This is a genomic window from Flavobacterium sp. CF136 (genome assembly GCF_000282055.1).
GTDB lineage: Bacteria > Bacteroidota > Bacteroidia > Flavobacteriales > Flavobacteriaceae > Flavobacterium.
In genome coordinates this window covers 63,867-87,554 of the sequence record NZ_AKJZ01000041.1, presented here as the reverse complement: position 1 = coordinate 87,554, position 23,688 = coordinate 63,867, and the positions used below count along the sequence as shown (strand labels likewise).

General features: G+C 32.2%; 19 protein-coding genes. 10 read left to right on the top strand and 9 right to left on the bottom strand.

Annotated elements, in window-relative coordinates:
* Positions 1 to 68 precede the first annotated feature (68 nt).
* Both PMI10_RS13490 and PMI10_RS13485 read left to right on the top strand, forming a co-directional pair.
* The gene (locus tag PMI10_RS13490; RefSeq protein WP_007808800.1) at positions 69 to 2,363 is read left to right on the top strand and encodes a TonB-dependent siderophore receptor; all 2,295 of its coding nucleotides are present in this window, start codon (positions 69 to 71) and stop codon (positions 2,361 to 2,363) included.
* 206 nt (positions 2,364 to 2,569) lie between these two features.
* The gene (locus PMI10_RS13485) at positions 2,570 to 2,935 is read left to right on the top strand and encodes an HIT family protein (RefSeq protein ID WP_202948190.1); all 366 of its coding nucleotides are present in this window, start codon (positions 2,570 to 2,572) and stop codon (positions 2,933 to 2,935) included.
* A 97-nt stretch (positions 2,936 to 3,032) separates the two neighbouring features.
* On the opposite strand, the gene PMI10_RS13480 is transcribed toward PMI10_RS13485, so the two are convergent.
* Complete coding sequence (locus tag PMI10_RS13480; RefSeq protein ID WP_007808797.1) at positions 3,033 to 4,805, bottom strand: MutS-related protein; 1,773 nt, start codon at positions 4,803 to 4,805, stop codon at positions 3,033 to 3,035.
* A gap of 70 nt (positions 4,806 to 4,875) precedes the next feature.
* Entirely contained in the window at positions 4,876 to 5,709 is an 834-nt protein-coding gene (locus tag PMI10_RS13475) for a universal stress protein (RefSeq protein ID WP_007808795.1), read from the bottom strand.
* A 182-nt stretch (positions 5,710 to 5,891) separates the two neighbouring features.
* Here PMI10_RS13475 and mnmE point away from each other — a divergent pair, with 182 nt between their 5' ends.
* The 3 genes from mnmE (at position 5,892) to PMI10_RS13460 (ending at position 9,223) form a co-directional block, all read left to right on the top strand.
* Entirely contained in the window at positions 5,892 to 7,292 is a 1,401-nt protein-coding gene (gene mnmE, locus PMI10_RS13470) for a tRNA uridine-5-carboxymethylaminomethyl(34) synthesis GTPase MnmE (RefSeq protein ID WP_007808792.1), read from the top strand.
* Between the two features lie 231 nt (positions 7,293 to 7,523).
* Positions 7,524 to 8,087: a helix-turn-helix domain-containing protein gene (locus PMI10_RS13465; RefSeq protein ID WP_007808789.1), complete on the top strand. Its 564-nt coding sequence runs from the start codon at positions 7,524 to 7,526 to the stop codon at positions 8,085 to 8,087.
* The gene (locus PMI10_RS13460; protein WP_007808787.1) at positions 8,084 to 9,223 is read left to right on the top strand and encodes a tyrosine-type recombinase/integrase; all 1,140 of its coding nucleotides are present in this window, start codon (positions 8,084 to 8,086) and stop codon (positions 9,221 to 9,223) included. Before PMI10_RS13465 ends, PMI10_RS13460 begins: the two co-directional genes overlap by 4 nt.
* 80 nt (positions 9,224 to 9,303) lie before the next feature.
* On the opposite strand, the gene PMI10_RS13455 is transcribed toward PMI10_RS13460, so the two are convergent.
* The 4 genes from PMI10_RS13455 to PMI10_RS22095 are packed head-to-tail and all read right to left on the bottom strand — an operon-like array spanning position 9,304 to position 11,219.
* Positions 9,304 to 9,645: a helix-turn-helix domain-containing protein gene (locus tag PMI10_RS13455; RefSeq protein ID WP_007808784.1), complete on the bottom strand. Its 342-nt coding sequence runs from the start codon at positions 9,643 to 9,645 to the stop codon at positions 9,304 to 9,306.
* Between the two features lie 27 nt (positions 9,646 to 9,672).
* Positions 9,673 to 9,966 carry a hypothetical protein gene (locus PMI10_RS13450; RefSeq protein WP_007808781.1) on the bottom strand — a complete coding sequence of 98 codons (294 nt, stop codon included), beginning with the start codon at positions 9,964 to 9,966 and terminating at the stop codon, positions 9,673 to 9,675.
* A gap of 11 nt (positions 9,967 to 9,977) precedes the next feature.
* Positions 9,978 to 11,033 (bottom strand): hypothetical protein, encoded by a 1,056-nt coding sequence (locus tag PMI10_RS13445; protein WP_007808778.1) that lies wholly within the window; start codon positions 11,031 to 11,033, stop codon positions 9,978 to 9,980.
* Positions 11,034 to 11,054: 21 nt separating this feature from the next.
* Positions 11,055 to 11,219: a hypothetical protein gene (locus tag PMI10_RS22095; RefSeq protein ID WP_157489831.1), complete on the bottom strand. Its 165-nt coding sequence runs from the start codon at positions 11,217 to 11,219 to the stop codon at positions 11,055 to 11,057.
* A gap of 285 nt (positions 11,220 to 11,504) precedes the next feature.
* Here PMI10_RS22095 and PMI10_RS13435 point away from each other — a divergent pair, with 285 nt between their 5' ends.
* Positions 11,505 to 12,350 carry a TraM recognition domain-containing protein gene (locus PMI10_RS13435; protein WP_007808776.1) on the top strand — a complete coding sequence of 282 codons (846 nt, stop codon included), beginning with the start codon at positions 11,505 to 11,507 and terminating at the stop codon, positions 12,348 to 12,350.
* A 215-nt stretch (positions 12,351 to 12,565) separates the two neighbouring features.
* Here PMI10_RS13435 and PMI10_RS13430 read toward each other — a convergent pair whose 3' ends face one another.
* A complete protein-coding gene (locus PMI10_RS13430) occupies positions 12,566 to 15,727 on the bottom strand; it encodes a hypothetical protein (protein WP_157489829.1) in 3,162 nt (1,053 codons plus the stop codon).
* Between the two features lie 56 nt (positions 15,728 to 15,783).
* Positions 15,784 to 16,971, bottom strand: coding sequence for an ATP-binding protein (locus PMI10_RS21720; RefSeq protein ID WP_007808773.1), 1,188 nt, complete (start codon positions 16,969 to 16,971; stop codon positions 15,784 to 15,786).
* 430 nt (positions 16,972 to 17,401) lie between these two features.
* Here PMI10_RS21720 and PMI10_RS13420 point away from each other — a divergent pair, with 430 nt between their 5' ends.
* From PMI10_RS13420 to PMI10_RS13405, 4 genes are all read left to right on the top strand, one after another.
* On the top strand, positions 17,402 to 19,147 hold the full coding sequence (locus tag PMI10_RS13420; protein ID WP_007808770.1) for a hypothetical protein: 1,746 nt from the start codon (positions 17,402 to 17,404) through the stop codon (positions 19,145 to 19,147).
* A gap of 154 nt (positions 19,148 to 19,301) precedes the next feature.
* Entirely contained in the window at positions 19,302 to 19,916 is a 615-nt protein-coding gene (locus PMI10_RS13415) for a hypothetical protein (protein WP_007808769.1), read from the top strand.
* A gap of 95 nt (positions 19,917 to 20,011) precedes the next feature.
* The gene (locus PMI10_RS13410) at positions 20,012 to 21,652 is read left to right on the top strand and encodes a DUF4209 domain-containing protein (protein ID WP_007808768.1); all 1,641 of its coding nucleotides are present in this window, start codon (positions 20,012 to 20,014) and stop codon (positions 21,650 to 21,652) included.
* 115 nt (positions 21,653 to 21,767) lie between these two features.
* Positions 21,768 to 22,928 carry a Shedu immune nuclease family protein gene (locus PMI10_RS13405; RefSeq protein WP_007808767.1) on the top strand — a complete coding sequence of 387 codons (1,161 nt, stop codon included), beginning with the start codon at positions 21,768 to 21,770 and terminating at the stop codon, positions 22,926 to 22,928.
* 96 nt (positions 22,929 to 23,024) lie between these two features.
* On the opposite strand, the gene PMI10_RS13400 is transcribed toward PMI10_RS13405, so the two are convergent.
* Positions 23,025 to 23,675: a nucleotidyl transferase AbiEii/AbiGii toxin family protein gene (locus PMI10_RS13400; RefSeq protein ID WP_007808766.1), complete on the bottom strand. Its 651-nt coding sequence runs from the start codon at positions 23,673 to 23,675 to the stop codon at positions 23,025 to 23,027.
* Positions 23,676 to 23,688 lie beyond the last annotated feature (13 nt).

The window sequence follows — 23,688 nt, the reverse complement described above, 5'->3', positions numbered from 1 at the left end:
TTTTAAATAAAAAACTTACCTATTATATTTGCAGAAAATTTTATTTTAAATTATTCTAAATAAACGTTATGAAATACATCTTACTTTTAAGTTTATCATTTTTAAGTTTAGCCTCATACAGTCAGGATTCTTCAAGTAATGATACTGCTTCTGCAATTAATGACACTGTGAAAAATAAAAAAGGTGAAACCCTGAAAGATGTAATCATTACCACAAACAAACAGCCAAAACCTGTAACAGCTGTCCGCTCAGGTCTAAAACCAATGGACAACCCACAAGCCATACAAGTTATTAGTTCAGAAGTTATTGATCAACAACAAGCAATTCGTTTGAGTGAAGTTTTAAAAAATGCCAACGGTGTTTATGTAAGTTCAGCTCGTGGTGGAGCTCAGGAATCATTTTTCTCCAGAGGATATGATATGTCTGCTAATAATATGTTTAAAAATGGATTTCGTTATAATGCAGGTTCAATTCCGGATATTTCCGGTTTAGATAAAGTTGAATTTCTTAAGGGAGGGGCCGCTTTATTATTCGGAAATGTTGCACCAGGCGGAATATTAAATTTAGTCACCAAAACACCATCATTCACAAGTGGCGGCGAAATATCAATGCAAATGGGAAGCTATGCTTACTACAAACCATCTATTGATTTTTACGGACCTCTTAGCAAATCAGTCGCTTTTCGAATTAATGGCTCTTATGAAAACTCTGAAAGCTTTAGAGATGTCGTAAAAAACGAACGTTTATATGTTAATCCTTCCTTACTTTTCGTAATAAGTCCAAAAACACAAATTACACTTCAAGGAGATTACCTAACTGCAGACTGGACTCCTGATTTTGGAACAGGAATTGTTGGAAAGGAGATTTTAGATTTACCTCGTAACAATTTTTATGGATCACTTTGGTCTAATGGAAATACAAAATTAACCAGTACTTCTGTATTAGTAAACCATGATTTCAACAAAAACTGGAAGCTTAATTTCAATTCTTCCCTTCAAAATTATAACAGAACTTCTAAATCGACAGCTCAATTATCAACTGTAAAAGCAAATGGAGACTGGAACAGAGGATTAACTCAAAATAAAAACTTAGAACAAATACTTGGAGACCAATTAAGTTTACAAGGTACTTTTAATACAGGAAGTGTTAAACATCAATTATTTACTGGTGCAGATTGGGAAAATTCATTTGCAACAGCATACACATATGCATTTAATGAAAAATATTTACAAACAGGTACAAAATCTGACGGCACTCCAATATACGACCCAAGTATATATGACACTATCAATCTTTACAATTTTGACCCATCAACACAAAGAAATGATATTCCTAATGCCAGAGCTACTCAAATTGTAAAAACTGAAACAAATCGTTTTGGTGTCTATTTTCAGGATTTAGTTTCTATTACAGAAAAAATAAAAGTATTAGCAGGTATTCGTTGGTCTTGGCAGGAAGCTGAGGTTAGCACTTACAAGGAAACATCCGGAAACGGAAAACCACAAGACGCAATACCTACAGTTGCTGCTAAAAAACTGGATAATGCATTTTCTCCAAAAGTTGGATTAATATACCAACCAACAAAAGAAATTTCATTATTTGGTAGCTATTCCAGCTCATTTACACCAAACACAGGAACAACTCCTGATTTAAAAACGATAGATGCTTCTATCATTGACCAATATGAAGCTGGTATTAAAACCGATTTCTTCAAAGGATTATTAAGTACAAACGTTACTGTTTATCAAATTACCAACAGTAATTTAGCACAGACTGCTCCTAATAAAGCAGATGGAAGTTTAAATACAGATACTTCTATAAAAATATTAGGCGGAGCAACAAAAAGTAAAGGTATCGAAGTTGACATTACGGCAAGACCAGTAGAAGGTCTTGATATAATTGCAGGTTATAGTTATAATGATATGCGTTATACCAATACTTCAGGAACTAACGGAAGTTTTATTGAAGGAGATCGTGTAGCAAGAACACCAGCAAATACAGCTAATTTAAGTTTCTTCTACAAATTGCCAGACGGAATGTTAAAAGGAGTTACTTTTGGTGCAATCGGAAACTATATTGGTGACCGTTTAGGCGGATGGAATGATGACTATCTATGGACACCTATTACACCAACGCCAGCTCCACCAGCACTTCCATATACAGTAACCATTAGAGATCGCGATATCCCGATAAAAGGATATACAACTATTGATGTCTCTGCTGGTTATGAATGGAGAAAATTCTCAATCTTATGTAAAGTATCCAATATTACAAACGAGTTGAATTATACAGTACACGAAAATTACAGTGTTAACCCAATTGCACCACGCCAGGTTATGGCAAGCTTGAAATATAAATTCTAAGATCAAAATTTAATTTTCATTTCTTTAAAAAACTTTTTCTGTCTCTTTCATTTTTGAAAAGCAGAAAAAGTTTTTTCTTTTGAAATAAAAAGTATTTTTACAGAGAGAAATTTCAATTATTACAGAACCTTTACAGATTAAAAAATATGCCGAGTCCCGTTTCAGAATGCCTTTATTGCCAAAATAATGACACCTTACATCAATTAATGATAAAAATTGGAGATTTAAAAGTATCTCAGCTTTTCCTTTTTAAAGAACAATCCTATACAGGACGCTGCAATGTAGTTTACAAAGATCATGCCGTGGAACTTTATGAGTTAAGTGACGAACAACGTAATTTATTTATGGAAGACGTTGCTACTGTTGCTAAAGCAATTGCAAAAACATTCAATCCAGCCAAAATTAATTATGGTGCATTTAGTGATACGCTATCGCATTTGCACGTACATATTGTTCCTAAATATAAAGATGATTATGGATTTGGAAGCGTTTTTGAAATGAATCCTCAAAAAACATATTTGACTGATACAGAATATGAAACCACTATTGAAAAAATCAAAGCAAACTTATAAATAGCTATAAAACCTAAATTTTGTTTTATCTGTTAAAACTTTTTCTGCCTCCTTTCATTTTCGAAAAAGCAGAAAAAGTTTTTTTATAACCTCAAATTTAAATTACTCCCATTTTTTTCATTAAAAAAGTAGCGCTTTTATTTTTACAGATTCCGTTTCGAAGTTTATAATCAAAGTGTAAATCATTATCTTTAATTTCTACTTCAAAGCATTGATTTGTTAAAATTTGAGGATAATCATTAGTTGTCAGGCAAACCTCGATATCATGCGTTGCAATTGCTCCAATTGCTTTTTTCGCTATTATTTTTTTTACAACTTCAATGGTTCCGTTGCGTTTATCATCTGAATTAGTCCCACGCAAAATTTCATCCAATAGAACAAAAGCGGGTTTTTCTTCCAATACATCCATAATTTGTTTTAAACGTTTTATTTCGGCAAAAAAATACGATTCGCTATCCGCTAAAGAATCAGATAATCGCATTGAAACTAAAACCGGCAAAGGATGAATTGTTGCCTCTGAAGCACAAACTGCAGAACCAATTCCTCCCAAAACCATATTTATACCCAAACTCCTCAAAAAAGTACTCTTCCCCGACATATTAGAACCCGTTAAAATCATGAACGATTCCGGATAAAAATGAGTATCATTCCCTACCCTTGTTGCCGGATTCAGCAATGGATGACTTAAATCTTTAAAACCAATTTTATATTCTGAATTAATTTCAGGAAAAACAAAATCCTGATTATTGTAACTCAAATTCGCCAAACTGTTTAAAGCCTCAAATTCACCAATAACGGCAATCCATTTTTCAAGCTCAGCCGAATAGTTTTCCTTCCATTTTAAAAGCGATCTCAATACATGAAGATTAAATAAAAATGTCCCGTTAAACAAAATTGCCGTTACAAAATTTCCAATGGTATCCATTCTCGAAAACAATTCGGATAAATCTTTTAAATGGCTGCTTGCTGTTGCATTTTTAAAAATAAGCTGCTGCTGTAAATCCATTAATTTTTTAGATTGAAAATTTTCCGTTTCAATTTTCTGAACTAATAAACTATACTGTTTAATAATTTTATCAATATTATCTGCTTTAGCTATTTCTGATTGAATTCGTTTTAATGATCTTCCCAAAACAACCAAATTGGCAATAAAAACATACGTTAAATAAGATAATAAAATTATTTTTGAAGTGATAAAATAGGCTGTTAAAAGTCCAAAAAACAACACTGGAAGCACTACAGAAGCCACAATTAAAACTTTAGGTAAATTATCATTTTTAAATGATTTCCAATACATTAAAGACTCATAAGCTTCCTTCGTGTCAGTACTGACAGCCGCAAGAGCATAAAAATCCTGTCTCCATTCTATTTTTGATTTGAGCTCTTTAACAGCCTGCTGATTTTCTAAAATTGCTTTATTTTGAAATTGTGACAATAATTGATTAGCAAGTGTCTTTTTTCCAATAAAAGTAGCTGTTCTGTTTAAATTTTGAAATAGTGAATGATCTCCAAAAATATCTAAATCATAAGCATAAGGATGGTGAAAATCATTAAACTCAATACCATTCTCAAACGGAATTTTTTCTCTTTTTAAATAAATAATTTCGTTTTCATTAATTTTCAAAAGTGCTGTAGTAAGTTGTTTTTGAAAAGATAAACGTGAATGAAAACGCATTAAAAAAACAAAACCCATAAAAAATATAAAAGCACATATTAAGTATAAGATTTCATTTGTTTTTATATAATAAAATCCCAAATACAAACAAATAAAAATACTGAAAAGCCTTAAAATACTGATACTATTATATTTTTTATTGGTTTTACTTAATGCTTCTGTGTAATGAACAACCTTGTTTTGATAAAAATCCATGTTTATAATTTAATGAAACACAAATATAAGTTATACCATTACAAAATTGCCCCTTAATTACTTCAGAAATTTAATTATCATGCATCACTAATACAGGAATTGAAACTTCTTTTGTTATTTTTTTAGTAAAACCCGAATCAAAAAGACTTTCAAAAAAGGATCTTTTATGGGTAATAGTGGTGAGGATATCAATATCTTTAAAGAGTATAAAATCGATTATTGTTTCTTTTACGTCGTCACTTGGCAGGACTAAAAATTCTACATTTTCATCAGAAAACTCTCTTTCCCATTCTTTTATGGTTTCCAGAGAAACATCTGAAGCTGTAGTTTTAACATATAAACTTCGAACTTTGGCATTAGTTTTTTTGGCTATTTTCAATACTTTCCTCAGTTCTTTTTTATCTTTTTCACGATAACGAGTTGTAAAACCAATTATTTTTATTTTTTTGAATTTAGCATCTATCGGCACACATAAAACCGGAACTTCAACTCCTGAAATGACAGAACTTGTATTGGATCCTAAAAAGAATGTTGTCCAGTCTGAAATTCCATTTGTCCCCATAATTACAAAGTCAATATTATCCTCGGCAACAACATTTTTCAAGTTATATATCAAATCACCATCCATTAAACGATGTTTAATCACAATACCTTCTAAATTTCGTTCCGTAGCTATAGCTTTCAATTTTGGTATTTCGTCCTTAAACATTTCAAATTTCGCCAACTCAATAGAACTGTAAATTGCTGCATAATTTTCAGGAAAAAACTGACTGTCATATACCGGAATTTCAAAAGTATGAAGTAAGATAAGCTCAGCATTAACAATTTTGGCAAATTCTAAAGCATGAATAAATGCATTTGTTGCAGCTTCAGAAAAATCGGTTGGAAATAATATCTTTTTCATTTTATATTGGATTAATTAGTTTCTACTCAAATTTAACGATTCTGAAAAGATTTTAACCTGATAATTATCAGTAATTTAACAGTTAATAATTTCTTAAATACCACTTTTTGAAAGCTTAAAAGTCAGGTTTAAGTCTGGCAGTCTTATTGGCAAAATTGAGCCTTTTTTTATACCTTTGCCTTATGATAAATCAAGATTCTATAGTTGCTTTGGCTACGCCTTCCGGAGCCGGAGCTATTGCCATCATTCGAATTTCAGGTTCAGAAGCTATTGCTATTGGGAACTCTGTTTTTAAATCAATAAAAAATAAAGATTTAACCACACAAAAGACACATACCCTGCACTTAGGGCATATCGTTGATGATAACAAAACACTGGACGAAGTATTAATTTCAGTATTTAAAGGCCCTAATTCCTATACAGGTGAAAATACTGTCGAAATTTCCTGCCACGGTTCTACTTATATTCAGCAGCAAATTATTCAGTTATTATTAAGAAAAGGATGCCGTATGGCAGATCCTGGGGAATTCACCCTGAGAGCTTTTTTGAATGGAAAGCTGGATTTATCACAAGCTGAAGCTGTTGCCGATTTGATTTCATCAGATAATGAAGCTTCACATCAAATTGCTATGCAACAAATGCGTGGCGGTTTTAGTAATGAAATAGCCAAATTGCGTGAAGAACTTTTGAATTTTGCTTCTCTAATTGAGTTGGAATTAGATTTTGCAGAAGAAGATGTAGAATTTGCGGACAGAACCCAATTTTATGAATTATTAAACAGGATTGAGTTTGTTTTGAAACGTTTAATTGATTCATTTGCGGTTGGAAATGTAATTAAAAACGGAATTCCTGTGGCTATTGTTGGAGAACCAAACGTTGGAAAATCGACTTTATTAAATGCTTTATTAAACGAAGAACGGGCGATTGTCTCTGAAATTGCAGGAACCACACGTGATACAATTGAAGATGAGCTTGTTATTGGCGGAATAGGTTTCAGATTTATTGACACTGCAGGAATCCGTGAAACAAAAGATGTTGTAGAAAGCATCGGAATCAAAAAAACCTTCGAAAAAATAGAACAGGCACAAGTTGTAGTCTTTTTGTTTGATGGTTTCAGGTTTCAGGTTTCAGGTTCTGACTATATTATCGAAATTGAAAAAGTTAAAAATAAGTATCCACTTAAACCAATTTTAGTTGTTGTAAATAAAGTCGATTTATTAAGCGAAAATGAAATCAAAAACATCGACCAAAAACTTGAAACTTTAAACTTGAAACTTTTAAAAATTTCTGCTAAAGAAAAAATTGGTGTTGATGATTTAAAGAATGAATTACTTTCATTTGTAAATACAGGTGCGCTTCGAAATAATGAAACAATTGTAACAAATACAAGACATTATGACTCGTTACTAAAAGCGTTAGATGAAATTACAAAAGTAAAATTTGGTCTTGAAACAAATTTATCAAGCGACTTAATAGCTCTGGATATTCGTGAAGCTTTGTATCAATTCGGACTTATTACAGGACAAGTCAGTAATGACGAATTACTGGGGAATATTTTTGCTAACTTTTGCATCGGAAAGTAGCAGGACAAAACATCACAAAATAACAACAAGTAAAACAGTTAAAATATTGATTATCAATATTTTAACTGTTTTTTATTTACATTATCTTTTGGATATTAAGTGATATTTTGCTTAAATTTGTACCGCATTTGTACCTCGTTTTATTGAGGTACAAAAATTATTTTTTTTTGGCCAAATCATGGCACGTAGAGACACACATAGTCACAGTGGGACACTTAAAGTCACATTTCTATGAGTACAAACATGAAGATTGCCCGTATTTGTCAATTCTGTCAAAATGAATTTACAGCACAGACAACAAAAACACAGTACTGCTCCCTAAAATGCAGCAGCAGAGCTTACAAGGCAAGAACCAGACAATCAAAAATTGATGAAAGCAACAGGCAGACTGAAATTGCCAAAAACCCCCAGCTTGAAGTCATAAAGACAAAAGATTTCATTAGCGTGAAACAGGCTAGTGCCCTATTTGGAATCAGCCGAAGGACTATTTACAGAATTATATCAAGAGGAGAACTTGACATCGCAAAATTTGGGACAAGAACCGTAATCCGAAGAAGTGATATGGACACCTTCTTTACACTCCCCTTAGATCAAACTGTACTTCGCCCAATACAGGAATTCCCAGGATTGGATAATTGTTATACTATAACCCAAATCCAGCAAAAGTTCGGAATATCTCCAGGAGCTTTGTATATGCTGATACAGCGGCATGGCATATCTAAATATTCTGTTGGAAAATTTAATTATGTAGCGAAAAATGATATTGATATTATATTTAATGCAGGAAGAATATGAAAAAGACAAGTGTAACATTGAGACAAAAAGTAATTTCAAGAGGCAAAATATCTCTTTATTTAGATTATTACCCGCCAATACTAAATCATCAGACAAATGAATATACCAGAAGAGAATTCCTTAAATTGTATCTGTATGAAAAACCACTGAATCAAATTCAAAAAATCTCAAATATTGAGATCAGCCATACTGCTGAATTAATAAGAATTCGAAAACAAAATGAATTGTACAAGGATGCGATATATTCCGCTTTTGAAAAAGAACAAATGGAAATTCAAAAAAATGAAAATGAACCATTTTTAAAGTATTTTAAAAAAGCTGCGGAAAAGAAAGAAGGAAATAATTACCAAAACTGGAATTGTTCCATTATCCATTTTGAATCATTTCTTAAAGGCCGGCAAGTTGCTTTCAAAGACATAACAGTATCTTTTATAGAAGATTTTAAATATTATTTATTAAAAGCTAAAAGTCTGAGGGATCCGGAAAAAACTTTGTCCCGAAATACAGCTTTGTCTTATCATAATAAAATCAAAGCTACATTGAAGCTGGCACATAAAGAAGGTAAGTTAAGAAAGGATATAAATGCTTCTGTCGACTCTATAAAAGAGCAGGAATCTCAACGAAATTTTCTAACTCACGCAGAAGCCAAAAAGCTATTTTCAACCCCCTGTTCTAATGATATCGTATATAGAATTTCGGTATTCTCTGTTATGACCGGGCTGAGATACTCTGATATCGCAAAATTAACATGGGCCGAAATTGAATATATTGAAAATGATGGGTACTATATTAGATTCAAGCAGAAGAAAACAGAAGGTCTTCAGACAATGCCAATTTCAGAACAGGCATTCGAAATATTAGGAATACAGGGAGAAAATGAGAAAGTTTTTCACGGTCTAAAAAAATGGGAGGTTGACAGAGTACTGCCTGTTTGGGTTGCCAGAGCAGGAATAATGAAACATATTACATTTCATTGTTTCAGGCATACCTACGCTACTTTGCAGGTTTCTTCCGGTACAGATATCTTTACACTGTCAAAAATGTTAGGTCACAAAAGTGTAAAGACTACTCAAATTTATGCCAAAATTATAGATGAGAAAAAAAGGGAAACGACCTCTAGGATATCTTTTATATAATTTGTGTGCTTCATTTATAAAAAAGACATCACGTATAAATCGTGATGTCTTTATCTTACTTCATTAACAGGTAAATAAAACTATTTTGAATATCTATCTGAACTAAATTTTACCTCAACATTTTGTTTAATTTCATCTATAGTTTTTATTCTTCCTGATTTTATCCAATTTAGAAGCTCTTGTTTATAAAAGTAAAGACGTTTTCCCTGCTTATTTACCGGAATTTCATTCTTGGAGACCTTAGTGTATATTGTAGCTACAGATAATTTTAATAATTCAGCAGCAGCTTCTATTGTCATCAATTCTTCATCGGAATTATTTGCAGAGATTTGACTGATTTTAATTAATTTCTCTATTTTACTAACTTTTGAATATAATTTTCCAATTATATATGGTAGATTTTCAAATGTGCACTCTTTCATAATCCTATTTTAAAATCAATTGTATTGTCAATTGATACTATCCATAAAATAAATCTTACTCCCCTGAGTCTTCTTAAAAGATGGCTCATATTTTAAATATCCATATGAACTTAATTCACGGATACATTTATGATAGGTATAGGCAGATAGCACTTTGGCTACAAGTGCAACTTCATGCCTGTATACCTCTATAGGATTTATAAAACCCTTATCTGCCCGGCACTGCAGCAGAGCGGCATATATAGCGATATGCGTCGTACTGATCCTGAAATCTTTTTTAATTGCAGTGAAAAAATCTGACAATGCATTTAAACTTTCCATAGTTATAAATTTTATCGGATTATTTTTTTTACTTTATTACGGGATTCTTTTTCCTCTAACTTTATAACAGGCTTTTCATTTTGTCTGACAGTTCTGCTGTATTTCTTATTCACAGCCTCAGCCAGACTTATTTTATGTAGATTCTCGTTATAAATGTTTACTGACCTGAACTGAGGGCTGCATGCAATATACCTTGTCTCTGATTTGTTCTTCGAAAAAGTAACTTCAGCCAGATTACCTTCTCTTAATGACTGAAACAGTTTTGTTTTAGAAGATTCGTCACGAAGCTGTTCTAACGGAAGGCTGAGAATAGTTTTTTCCAGATCAAAAGCAAAATCTGAGTGAAACTCTTTAACCCTGTAATTATCTTCACCATTTCTATCGCACAGATCCAATTGCAGCCACTTTCCATCTTTCTCCACTGCTCTTCCTGACAATAAATTAAATGATTCTTTAAGATTAAAGACATTGGAGCCATCAGCCTTAAAGAAATGTTCTTTAAACCCATCTGGATTTAACTCATTGTACATCGTCATTCTGTATCCGTCAAATTCATACTGTTCGTTCTGGTTTTTAGAAAAAAACAGTCGGTGAATTACGCGTTCATTTTCATTAAGATAATAATTGACCGGCACCTCAAATTTTGAAAGTCCATTTCGCATTTGCTCATTAACTTTAGGAACAGCATCTTTAAAGCCGGTTTTCATAATAGTCTTTATCACATTCTCGCGATTTTGCTGCTGTTCCCTATTATATCTCGCTTCTCTAATCTTTCCAACAAATAAAACATGAATAAGCTTCCTTAATATTCTTGCATAGAAATTTGGAAACAGCTGCTTAACTATTTTTTTGCGTTCATGCAGCACAAGCCGAACTGCAAATACTTCTTCCAGACTTTTCGAGGATTTATATTTTGCAATGATACCTTCATAATGTTGCAACTTTGCTGTAAGAAGGGCTCTATTATCGGCCAATTTTCCTTGGAAATATTTTTCAAAACGTGCTTCTTTTGATTGCCAATGCGCCAGTTCTATTTCTACTCGGTTAACTTCATGCGGTTTATTCATAAAGATTGGATTTTAATACAACTAAATTGAATTGGATATCCTTTTCTTTTTAAGGTTTTTCCTTTCTCCTGCGTCTGACTCCTGAGTATTTACATCTTGATCAGTTTTTTTGTCCTTCACTGTTGATTTGTCTTCTGCATTTCCCTGTCTCTGTTCTTTACTCTCACGATTGTTGATACGCTGCATACTGCCATCATAAATATTGATATTTTTAAAATGAGGATTAGCCTCTACAAACTGTTTCTTCTCAGTACCATTAATCAGGAAAGTAACTGACTGTATGTTACCTTTTTTTAATGAAGAAATAAGGTTTTCCCTGAATTCGCTGTTTTTTAGTTCTTTTATTGGATGTTTAGCTAAACTTGCCTCAAGATCATACCCGTAATTTTGATGATAATGATTTATTTTGAAGTTACCGTTGGTATCCGCGTCTTTAAAGTCTATTTTTAACCTGCTTACCTAAACGATGCAATGGATCAATTGGAGGGACAGATTGCAACAGCGAAAATTGCAATGGCAAGGCTCTCCTCACCTTCTCTGTACTATGTTTTATCGGGAAATGACTTTACTCTGGATATTAATAATCCAATGGAACCAAAGATTATATGTATGGGCAACAACCCTCAGAAAATACAAATTTATGGCGCCGTTTTATCTCTTTATGTCAATAGATTGGTGAAACTTGTCAATAAAAAAGGAAAGATGAAATCAAGTTTAATCTTTGATGAATTCCCTACTATTTACCTAAACAATATGGACAGCCTTATAGCAACTGCAAGAAGCAACAAGGTGGCTACTTGTCTGGGCATACAGGATTTCAGCCAGCTCAGAAAAGACTATGGACGCGAACAGGCTGATGTAATAATGAATATTACGGGAAACATTATAAGCGGACAGGTTACTGGGGACACCTCCAAGCAGTTATCCGAGCGCTTCGGCAAAATAATGCAGGATCGGGAAAGTCTTTCCATAAACAGCAGTGGTACTTCCATCAGCCGCTCCAAACAATTGGAATCCGCAATACCTCCTTCTAAAATTTCAGCATTGAGTTCAGGCGAATTTGTGGGTATGGTGGCAGACAATCCCGACTGCAGGATTGAACTTAAAACATTTCATTCAGAAATTATAAACGATCATCAGGCCCTTAAAATAGAGGAAGAAAATTATAAAGATATTCCGGCTGTTCGTAAGCTGGACAATGTCATGATTCAACGAAATTATCTGCAGATAAAACAGGATATTCAGGATATTGTTCATTCCGAAATGGAACGGCTTTTAAGTGATCCTTCACTTTCGTATTTGGTATTAAAAAAGTAAAAACATTAAAATTTCCTCAGATTTTTTATTCCCTGTTTTTAAATGCCCCATTCTTATAAGCGAATCATAGCTATAAAAATAGCTGCCATTATAGTGAAAAATACAAACGCAGATCGTACTAATTGGCTTAAGATTAAAAATTAAATTTGCTCGGCCTATATTGAAGATTTGATTATAGTTTAATCTACGTTTATACTATAAATTAGAAATCTATTTTAAAGTTTATCCAAGGCATTATTAGCAGAAAATCTCAGATGATCTAACTTCATCATGCTGTCAAAAATATTTAAGGAAACTTCAATTTGCTTCTTATTGTTTTTAAAATGATTATTAAGACTGCTGTAAATAGAAAGAATCAATTGTACTGGTTCAGAATCATAACGCCCTCTTTGCTGCACATTCGGAACTCTTTTAAAATTCATTTTTCTAACTAAATCCAAACATTCAATGGGATAGTCTTTTGAACACTTTAAAAGATATTGTAAAAAATATCGCGGCTCATTATTATACACTTCTGATTGTGCATATTTTTTCATAAATGGCAATAATACTTTAAAATTTGACCTTTTAAATTTCCGTAGAACAAATCCTGCATAAGCACTGGAAAATTCTTTATCTCCTTCTAAAAAATGGAAAAAAACATCCAGGCATTTTACATCAATTTGGCCGTCAGTAAAAATGTTAGCCTCCGCTGTCCTTAATATTTCTAATTTTGCTGTACTGCTCTTTGACATAAACTTATTGAAACAAATTTTATCTTTATCAAATCCTGAAAACCAGTTTAAAGCTATTAGAATACCTCCATCTTTATGCAGTTCTTCATTTTCAATAATTTTATTAAAAAAGGGTTTCATTTCTTCATAATATTTATTTCTAAAATATGATGCAGGCCTAAATGCATTTTTAAGAATTTCTAAATTATCAGTATCAATAAGCTTTAAGAATATTTTAAAGGATCTTTCTAAATTAAAATTATTCAAATAAGCTAAATTGTATAGTATCGCAGCTATCACTGAATCATCAGGATCCTCTGTAATCTGTTCTAATGTAGAGAAAATCTGCTCCTGTAATGAATAATCATAACTGCACTTAATTATTCTGTGTGCTGCGGCACCTCTCAAAGAATTTAAACTGGCATTAAGGAGATCTTTTGAATTTTTAATCATATTAGATTCAGTAACACTTAATAGTAATTCACATAAAAATGTCATAATCTCTGCATCGACACTTTTATGATTTATAAAATAATCAATATTCCTAACAGCGTGCAGAGAATTAACGGAATCAAGCTTTCTACTGATATGCTGCTTATATAGAGTATGCAGCATTTCAGTGTCAAAATTAGATTTAATTAGGGCCTCAATACCCGAAGCCAGATAATCTGCAGACACATTATTATCCTTTAACAATTCAGCAAGAAATGGATAAAATTTTTCAGGATTAGAAGTTACAGCGTCTCCAAATGCTCTGCAGTGTTCTGTTTTACCGCCCTCGGATGAGTGTGAATTTCTTTTACGAATATACGTGTCACCGTATTTCAAAATTGTCTTTTTCCAATCCTGCATCTTCATATTGTCATAGGCTTTGGATGGTAAAGGAGCACCTACCACTGACCATCTGACGCGATTATTTCTAAACTCCCTAATTTGCAGGTCCGGAAATCTTCTCTGCAGTTCCATATGAGTTTTTTTTAGGACCGGAAAACTGTTTCTCTCGGTTTTAGGAAGTATATCTAAAAATAAATATTTCTTTTTACCATAGTAACTGCCAAATTCATTTCGTGATTCTTTCCCAGAAAAAGAATACATCTCATGCGGGTCCTTAACAGATAATAATATTTCTACTATTTTTTCTTTATCGTAACTATCGTACATCGAAATGCTCTTACTTATAAGATTTCTCAAATAGAATTGAAATTTATCATCTGATGCACTAAAACCATTTTTTAAATAAATGATTTTGATCAAGTCAAGTATTTCCTTTTTATACAGCTCTGTATATTCTAAAAGTCCAAGAATCAATATTTTCAGTATACTGACCGAATCTGAATTTTTATATTTATTGAAAAAAGTAATAAAGAATGGGTAGTCCTTTACCTTTGATTTAATATAATTTACTAGAACTTTCTGTAAAAAAAAATCTGCACGCTCATTCTCTGCATCTTCTATATCGGAGGAAAATGTATAGCTGTCATATAATACACTTCCTACTTCCTCATAGCTCCCTGCGAATCTGGTTTCCTCAGCTACACTATTGTAAATTTCAAAGAAAAAATCAAAAGATTTATCTGGATGAATTTCATTAATCTTTTCAAAAAGCGTCACCTGATCATGACTGAAATCAGCAAACATCCCGTCTTCATCAAAATCGCGAAGTATAATTTTCTTAATTTTATTGAAAACAAAAATGGGATCATGCACAATAATCTTTTCCAGGGTATGATAAAACCAAAAGTTATCTTTTACTGTATCTGAATCTTCAGGGGCTAAATAAATATCAAACAACGGCAGCAGTTTTGGGTTATCCCAGTGGTCTATATCTGTTAAAAAGTGCTCCATAAAATTCTGTTTACCTTCGAATTCTGGAATTTTTATCAGATAATTTAATATAGCCTCAATATTATCTTTTGAATTACTAACAAACAATCGTAAGTTTAAAGTTACTCTATCGGTACTTTGTTTTTTATAGTTGTAGTCTGGCCAATAATCAACACTAATAATCTTTTTTAAAACCAATTTTTTATATAGCCTGTGATACCATTTTTCTGAATATAGAAAATAGTTCGAAGGAACATCTTTATCTAGCAAAAAATTAAACCATCCAGAAGAGTGAACTTCACTTATAAATAGTTGCGCATAATTAAAATTTGGAAGAATATATTTGGAAGCTATATTCATTTCATCCGCTGTAGGTTTTTTTATCGTCGCAAAACTGGAAATTACAAGTGTTTTTAAGTGAAACCTATAGGAGGCAGATGTGACAAGCACTCTTAATAATCTAATATATTCTTTATGGTCATATTCACGGTAATATTCAATTACCATCTTAATAACAGATCTTACATAAAGACTTTGTGAATTTTCTTTAATATACTTTTCCAAAGATTTTTTACTCTCAACAAACTGTCTGGAAAATGTATAATCATAAAAAGTTTGATGAAAAAATTGAAGTTCCCTATCACTTTCAATTAATAAACTATTGCTTTTAAGATAACTGAGCTCTCTTGTCGAACCATCAAATAAATTAATTGTAATAATTTGCTGCTGCTCATACATTTTATTTGAAATTTGATATAGTATCTGTTTCAGATTCAATTCTTTCTTACTATTTATAAGCTGATCCCATAGTGCGTCAAATAAATCCTTTAATGATGACAATGTATCACGGTCTTTTTTATCGGGAATTCTGCAGAAAATATCTAAATGGTTAGGTATTATAACTTTTCAGAAGGATTATGAATTTGATATTTAGCTAATATTTCTTTCACTTTTTCCTTACTGATCAATGATATTTTTAGTTTAGAATATTCAGCCTTTTTATACAAGCTGATCTCAGCATCATAATTTAAATCAAATGATCGCGTAGAAATAATAATACGTACGTTGTTAAAATAAGATAAATCGGCAATCAGCCTGCTGTACGTCTGGAGATATTCTCTATTTGAAGAAAGTGATTGAGATAATGCATCTAATTGATCCACAATAATTACCAGTAATTTTCCTTTCTCATTATAAAGTCTGGCAATATCCTCAATATGAATATTTTCTTTCTGAAAAATTATTCGTTCAAGACCCGGTCTGTCCGAAGCGTAATATTTATCAGCTTTTATACCTAAGGCATCAATCTTCTCTTCATTCAGTTTTAATAACAAATCTTTTAAGATTACTGTTTTTCCATAGCCCTTTTCAGCCTCAACAATAAAAACGTTCTTTTCGTTAACTACCAGATCTCTTTTTACCCAATCATAGATTTTAATCGTTTCTTCTCGTTCCAAATGTGTAGTCATATTGTCCCCAAAAAAATTAGAAACATTTTCAAGATAATATGATCCTTTTTTTATCTCAAATTCAGCCTGTTCAAAAGTCAGCTGGTTCCCATTTGAAAGTAAATCGAACTTATCGTCAATTTTTTCCAGCTGCAGCATTTCTTCAATCTTAAAAACCTGATTGAACAAATTATACTTTTTAAATAAATCGATTAATATCTCTCCATCTTTCAGTTTAATCGAACCTTTTTTTAAATTATATAATGTTATTTGGTTTTCAACCCAATTGCTCCACCACAAATTTTGTTTCAAATCCAGTATTCCAGGAATACACAAAATCCATTCTTTGCATTTGTATTCGGTAGATTCTATCGCAGTTTTAAAGGATTTGGAGATTTGCTGATGTTGTGCATTTCCAAAATCATTCAAAAAGAATTTGCATTGTATCACAGTGATTGGTTCCACTCCAATATTACCAATGAAAATATCAACCCCTCCATCTCCTCGTTTTACTTCAACACGTCGGACATCATTTTCAGGAAACATTGTTCTGAATAAGGTACCACAGTCTGCTTCAAAGGAAGCTCGGGCACCTTCAATATTTGTATTCTTTATTACGTAATTGTGCCAGCTCATAGGAAAACAATATTATAATCAGTAAATTTCTAAAGTATCATTTACTTAACTCATTGTTAAATGCATTTTAATTTAATTTTTTGAATTCAGCAGATAATACTAAAATTGCTGTTACGCATTTATGAAACATAATAATAACTAACAGCTGATTATTCCTAAAAATCAAAATAGTCTTCTTTGGTAAATATAGATTTATTTTTATTTCGTTTTATATTCGAAATTATTCAATGAGTAATATATTTTATTTATATTAATAAGCAGTATATAAATCTGATTGCAAGCAATGAGGTTTAGATTCTTGATTATAAATAAAATTTTGAGTATACTTTTTTTTCCTTTCTAAAATAAAAATGATAAAATCAGTATCAAAATTTAATTCTTATTTCCATGAATTTATGTAATATTACTATTGCAATAATAAAAGTAAATTATGAAATTTTCTATGAAATTGGTTTTAAGTTTTTCGGAAGTATTTCCAAACGAAAATCCTAAACAGTTGCACGAATATTTGCTGGGTATAGACAGGAAAACATTAATGAAAATTGGGTCGTTTTTTCTTGGATTCAATCATCGAGGATCGCAATATTCAGATCCTATTGCTTTTATGCAGATGTTTTTTTCCCCTCAGAACTCTGAAATAATGCAGATCGCTTCCCAAAATATAATGGCTTACCTTGAACAGAATGGCCATACGCTCGAAAATGCAGAAATTCCATATGTTGTCAGCAGCCTCAAATTTTTTGAATTTGCTTTTAATACAGATGGTACAGCAGGCGGCCACAATAAATCTGAGCAGCAGATAGAAATAGATATTTTTAAAGCTTATCTTTTATTAAATGAACAGTTGACAAAAGTAAGGGACGCTACAATTCACCAAATTGATAATCTTTTACCTCTTCATAAAAAAGCAACAGCAATACTGCTTTTCCTGCAGTTGCATAATTTCGACCTTACAAATTACGATATAGATAAGCTTTTTGTTACCCAATTCCTAAGAGCATTAATGTTTTTTGATTTTCTGCACAAGAGGGAAGATTGCAAAACACTTCTACAAGAATTTTACAAATATTTTGATGTGGAAGATTATAAAGAATATCTAAAGAGAATCCTGCCGCTGACATCAAGTATCATAAAAAAAGATAAAGAGGCGCACACAGATATAGTGCTTGACGGCTCAGCTGCTGAGAAGGATATCGAGTTTCTCAATAAGCTCGCAATCGACAACGTTGGAGTATTAGAGGATTTCGATTTTAAAAATATTAGAGCAACTCCCATTTACCGAGTATCAGAAAGAACCTTTAGAATCATAAGTCCCTTATTTGCCATGGAATTGGTTTACAATGGACTATATTGGAAATTCAAGGAAATTAACGATAAACTGACAAAGCAGCAAAAACCAAAGGATCTTTACGGATTGAAAACATTTGAGTTTTCGGAGAAATTTGTTCTAAATACTGTTTTGAAGGAAATTTTTGGAGAGAGGTTTGTACAAAAAACTGGTGAAGAGCTAGACCCCCATTTTGATGGAGCACCAGATTATTATGTTAGAAACAATAATAAAATAATTTTATTTGAATCTAAAGACATCATGCTGAATGCTCAAATTAAGGAGTCGATGGATTTCTTGGAAATACAGCATGCACTAAGTGAAAAGCTGTATAAAAAAGAAGATGGTACGGGTAAAGCGGTGATGCAACTCATAAGCAACGTTAGAAAAACACTTACCTTAAAATTGGGTTTTGATACTGATTATTCAGCTGAAGATGTAATAATTTCTCCCGTTTTAGTATTACATTACAGAATGTTCAATACAGTAGGGCTTAATAAATTTATAAACTTTTGGTTTCAGGAGGAACTGCAGATTTTAAAAAATGAAGGCTTAAATGTATCAAATGTAAGGCCTTTGGTTATTATCGATATCGACACACTAATTTTTAACAAAGATGTTTTTGCGGACAGAATTATTGAACTGGAAAATTGTTTAACGGACTATCAGACTGATTATGTTGGCTACAACGGACTAGGCAGGCTTTTTACCAGCCAGCACTACCAAAATCAAGCTTTACAAAATAGCTTTCTGCCATTTGCAGCCTATCTGGACGATAAAGTTGATAAAATGGGGCTGCGAAAAGCACCTAGGGATATTGAAAATAAAGGGTTTAAAATTTTTGATTAATATCTTCTATTTCCTTATTTAAAATTAACAGTAAGAGAAAGATTCTGACAATTAAAATTTAATTGGAAACCTGTATCAAGCCAAAAATCAACAGATTCGGTTTTTTTTTACAGGCAAGCATTGACCATAAAAACAAAAGTTAGTAAAAGAAATTATGAACGAAAATTTTATATTTAATCTCATTCAATGTATCAGTGTGGTTGTAGCATCCGTAACCGCAATATACGGCATAACTTCCTGGAGAAGAGAAACTAAATGGAAGCGAAAATATGAGCTAGCCGAAGAAGTACTTTCCCTATTTTATGAATGCAGGGAAAAAATTGCAATTATCAGGCACCCTGCAAGTTATGTTGGAGAAGGTAAAACCAGAAAACGCAGGGAAAATGAAAAACCTGAGGAAACAGAAATTTTAGATGAAGCTTATGTGTTTTATGAAAGATATGAAAAAGAAAAAGAGCCATTTCTAAAACTAGCTTCATTAAAGTTCCGTTTCATAGCAATTTTTGGAAAAGATGCAAATGCTCCGTTTGACCAAATGGCAAAAATTTTAAGTGACATATTATTTGCAGCAAATAGATTGGGAAATCGTTATTGGAAAGATCAGGGACGCAAAAATTTTACCGATGAGCAATTCGATAAACACTTGGAGGAAATGGAAAAGTATGAAAGTATTGTTTGGAATTCTTTTGAAAATGATAAGATAGAATTAGAGGTAGGTAAATGTATTGATGAGATCGAAAAATACTGTTTATTGATAATGCAGAAATGATTTAATTACCCTGTAATGCTATCTTTTTTAAGTAGAATTAGCTGCCAAATATATTTCTCTAAATACTACAGCCGGAATCAGAAATAAGTATAATTATGCAGAAGATACAAGATATTGCAGATAACTGCTATGGATCATCCCTAAAACAATTGTTATACAATTTAAAATCAGACCATCCTGATTCAAATGTTATAGATGTTTTTATCCGGCTGTGCTACGAAAATATCAATAACTATAACTCTCAATCAGCATCAAATGAGCTGCTCGACAATTCCTCCGCCTTAGTTAATATTAAGAACAAAGAAGTAAGTGCAAGATGGAGGGAATACCTGGCTTTTAAGTTTCCTAACAAAAAAAAGGAGCATCTGCCTATAGCTGCATTTCTTTATCTGGATATTTTTCGTTTTAATAATGACCCCTACTATTTATTACATACTCTAAAACTTGTGAGAGCAACAAAAGCTCTCTTTAAAGAAAATGAGCTTTTAAATATATATGAAATTGCAAAGCATACAATATTTGACATAAATATCAGCCAGCCGTTTTTAATAAAAGAAATATTAATTCAACTTTTTTCCTTAAACCCTAAACAGGTGCAGGAAGATTTTAATGCTTTTTTAAATGATCGGATTGAGACTTTACAAATTGCCGATGACTTTACCGGCGCTTATCATCTTCTATCTGCATTAAAGGAGATAAAATTAATTTCAGTGACTGAATCTAAAATTAAATTTGCAGGAAATTACGAAAAAAATGGTGATTACCACAGCAGGAATAAAGTACCAAACTCTTTTTCACCAACTATATTATCATACTATAAAAATGCTTCTAGAGAGTTAAAGAGCATAAATGGAGAAGACGATTTTAAAAATAGGCTGCACGCTAAAATTATCGCAGAGCAGAAAGAACATGCAAAAATGCATCTTGCAGTTGCAAAGCATTATAGTGATCACAATAACCAAATTGAAAATTTTATAAATGACCAATCAAAATCTTGGCTTTCAATACTAGTAACTTACGATTTCAGATCAGGGTTAAATAATTTATTATCATTTCCCTTATCTTTCTTAAATAATGCCGAAAAAAACATAGCTGACAATAGTTTTTTATCCCAGTTTTTTGACGGTGCAGTTAAACAAGACCATAGAGGTAAAATTGTTGGCAAAACAACATTAGAACTTTATTTTCAAATACTCGATAGGGGATTTATAAGAGAATCTGTCATTGCATTTATCAGGGAAACTAAATGGAGAATGGATGAAGAAAAAAAAATCGATAAAAACTATGTCAGGATGCTGTTAGAAAATTCAAATCCTCTATTCATCCTTCACGATAGAAAAGCAATTTTTGTAAATGGAATTTTTGCAGGTTTCAATAATGATTTTATAACAGCAGCGCACTTACTGATTCCGCAGTTGGAAAACAGTTTTAAACAAATTTTAGAATCAAAAAATATAATATCATTTAAAATTGATGAAGAAGTCCAGCACGATAAAACCTTAGGTGGTATATTGGACATTTTAATTGAAAGTACCCAGCACGATGTCTTTCACGAGTTAAAAGATTTTTTAACTGAAAACAGTAGTGTTAATTTCAGAAATGAATTAAGTCATGGAAATTTATCGCCTTTTATTATTGAACATTATGGTATATATGTATGGTGGCTTACATTAAAAATAATATATGATTATAATGAGATTTTTAAGTTTGATAATTGCGGTAAAGATCATTCATAATTATATAAAGTTTCTGTTTTTTCTTTAAAAGACTGTATTAACTATTTTTGAAGTTATGAAAAATTAAAAGAAAACTATGAGCTTAATAATTAGTTTGCAAAACTAACGGGTCTACTTGGAGTATTATCCTCAGGATGGGGTAAGATGGATTAACGAAAATTTTAATAAGGACGAAGATTTAATTATAAAAAAAACATTTTACCTTACCAATCAAGACATGATTCCTACTGATGACAGTCCTGACGGCGACAGTATGGAGTTTCTTATAGGGGAATTAGAAAATGACTATTATAAAATATACAAAAGGGTCTTAGCAGCCGACAATGACATATTGTTTCATAAATCTATCGACATAAGAATTAAGCATTTTATTGTAAACAGCAACATATCTGTTCTTTTAAAATTCGAAAGACTTGCCGGCCAGCAGATCATCATTGGCGGAGATAAGGAAAATGCTGTAGCTGAAAATATTTTCAACGATATTATTAATTCTTTCCCATCACGAACAGAACAAAATCATTATGTCAATTCCAGAGTAACAAATGTTCTGTCACAATATTTGGATGGTGTTAAAGACTCTGGCAAAGCATTTGAAAGGTATCTTGAAAGAAGAAACAAGATTGGTAATCTAAATACATTGTCATCAATTAGGAATTATGAATATGAAAAGTACTTATTTATATTAGCAGCATTAAAGAAGATGCTCGCTGATAGTGAAAACTTCAGCGAGAAAGACTGGCAGAATCAAATTATTGAGATCATACTAATAATTTATCCCAAATACATTAAATGTTTTTCAGAGGTTGCAATTAAAGATTATTATACCAATCCAAGTAAACCAACCACTCGTTCTCTCGATTTGATGCTTATTGACGCAAATGGCACAGTTGATGTCATCGAAATAAAAAAGCCTTTCAACAATTGTGTGGTTACAAAAAGAACCTACAGGGATAATTACACTCCGATGAAAGAATTATCGGGAACCGTAATGCAGGTAGAGAAATATCTATTCCATTTAAATAAATGGGGTGCACAAGGTGAACAGGTTCTGAATCAAAAATATCAACATGATATACCTTCTGGCATGAGAATAAAAATAACAAACCCAAAAGGGCTGATAATCCTGGGAAGAAATGATAATCTATGTGACGAGCAGCTTTTTGATTTTGAGATTATCAAGCGTAAATATTCTAATGTAATGGACATTATTACATATGATGATTTGATAAATAGGCTGGAGAATATATTACAAAAATTCAAAAATGATTGTACATAAAATTCCTATTTGGTATCCTTTAAAAGCATGTAGTTCCTTTTTTTGTCTTCTGGCTTTTCTGCAGAAGACCCGATCGCTTAATTAAATTCAAACAAATTAACCATTGAGCGTGCTAGCAAAATCAACAATATCCAGTTTGATAAGCTCCCAGTGTCTTCCCCTGAGGCACAATGGCTCAAAGTCATCGTCAGCACTGCTGAAATCCGCAAACTTCTGCTTTAAAAGCTCCCTGTCATGCGTGTACGGATATCGCTGTGCGTGCAGTTCAAACATTTCATTGATTGTAAAATCTGCTCGCAGCTGGTCAATGTCCCAGAAATCTTTTTTTCTTCCGGTTCTCTGCACCACATCAAGTTTCATTGCGGCAATCTCAGCCCTGCTTGCAAGACGGACGCCGCTGAATTCCTGCATCTGGTCAATAAAAGGATCGGTGTAATAAAGGTCCAGTTTCACGCTTTCCTCAGCGCTTCTGCCCACATAGTAGGATTTGCCCATCCCTGTCGGTGTAATATCCAGACTGTCCACATAAAAATAATGTGCCTTCAGGTACTCGTCCATGGCCTTAAAATCCAGACTGCCGTACTCAGCGTCGCTGAACAGGTCAATATCCACAGACATCCGGTGCCCGTAGTACAGGCTCAGCGCAGTGCCTCCCACCAGACGAAAAGATTTGAATTCTTCCGCCTGCATCAGGTCGTCCAAAATGTGTTTCAAAAGCGGGGTGACAGTATTAAAATGTAGTGGCATCTTTAGTTTGTTT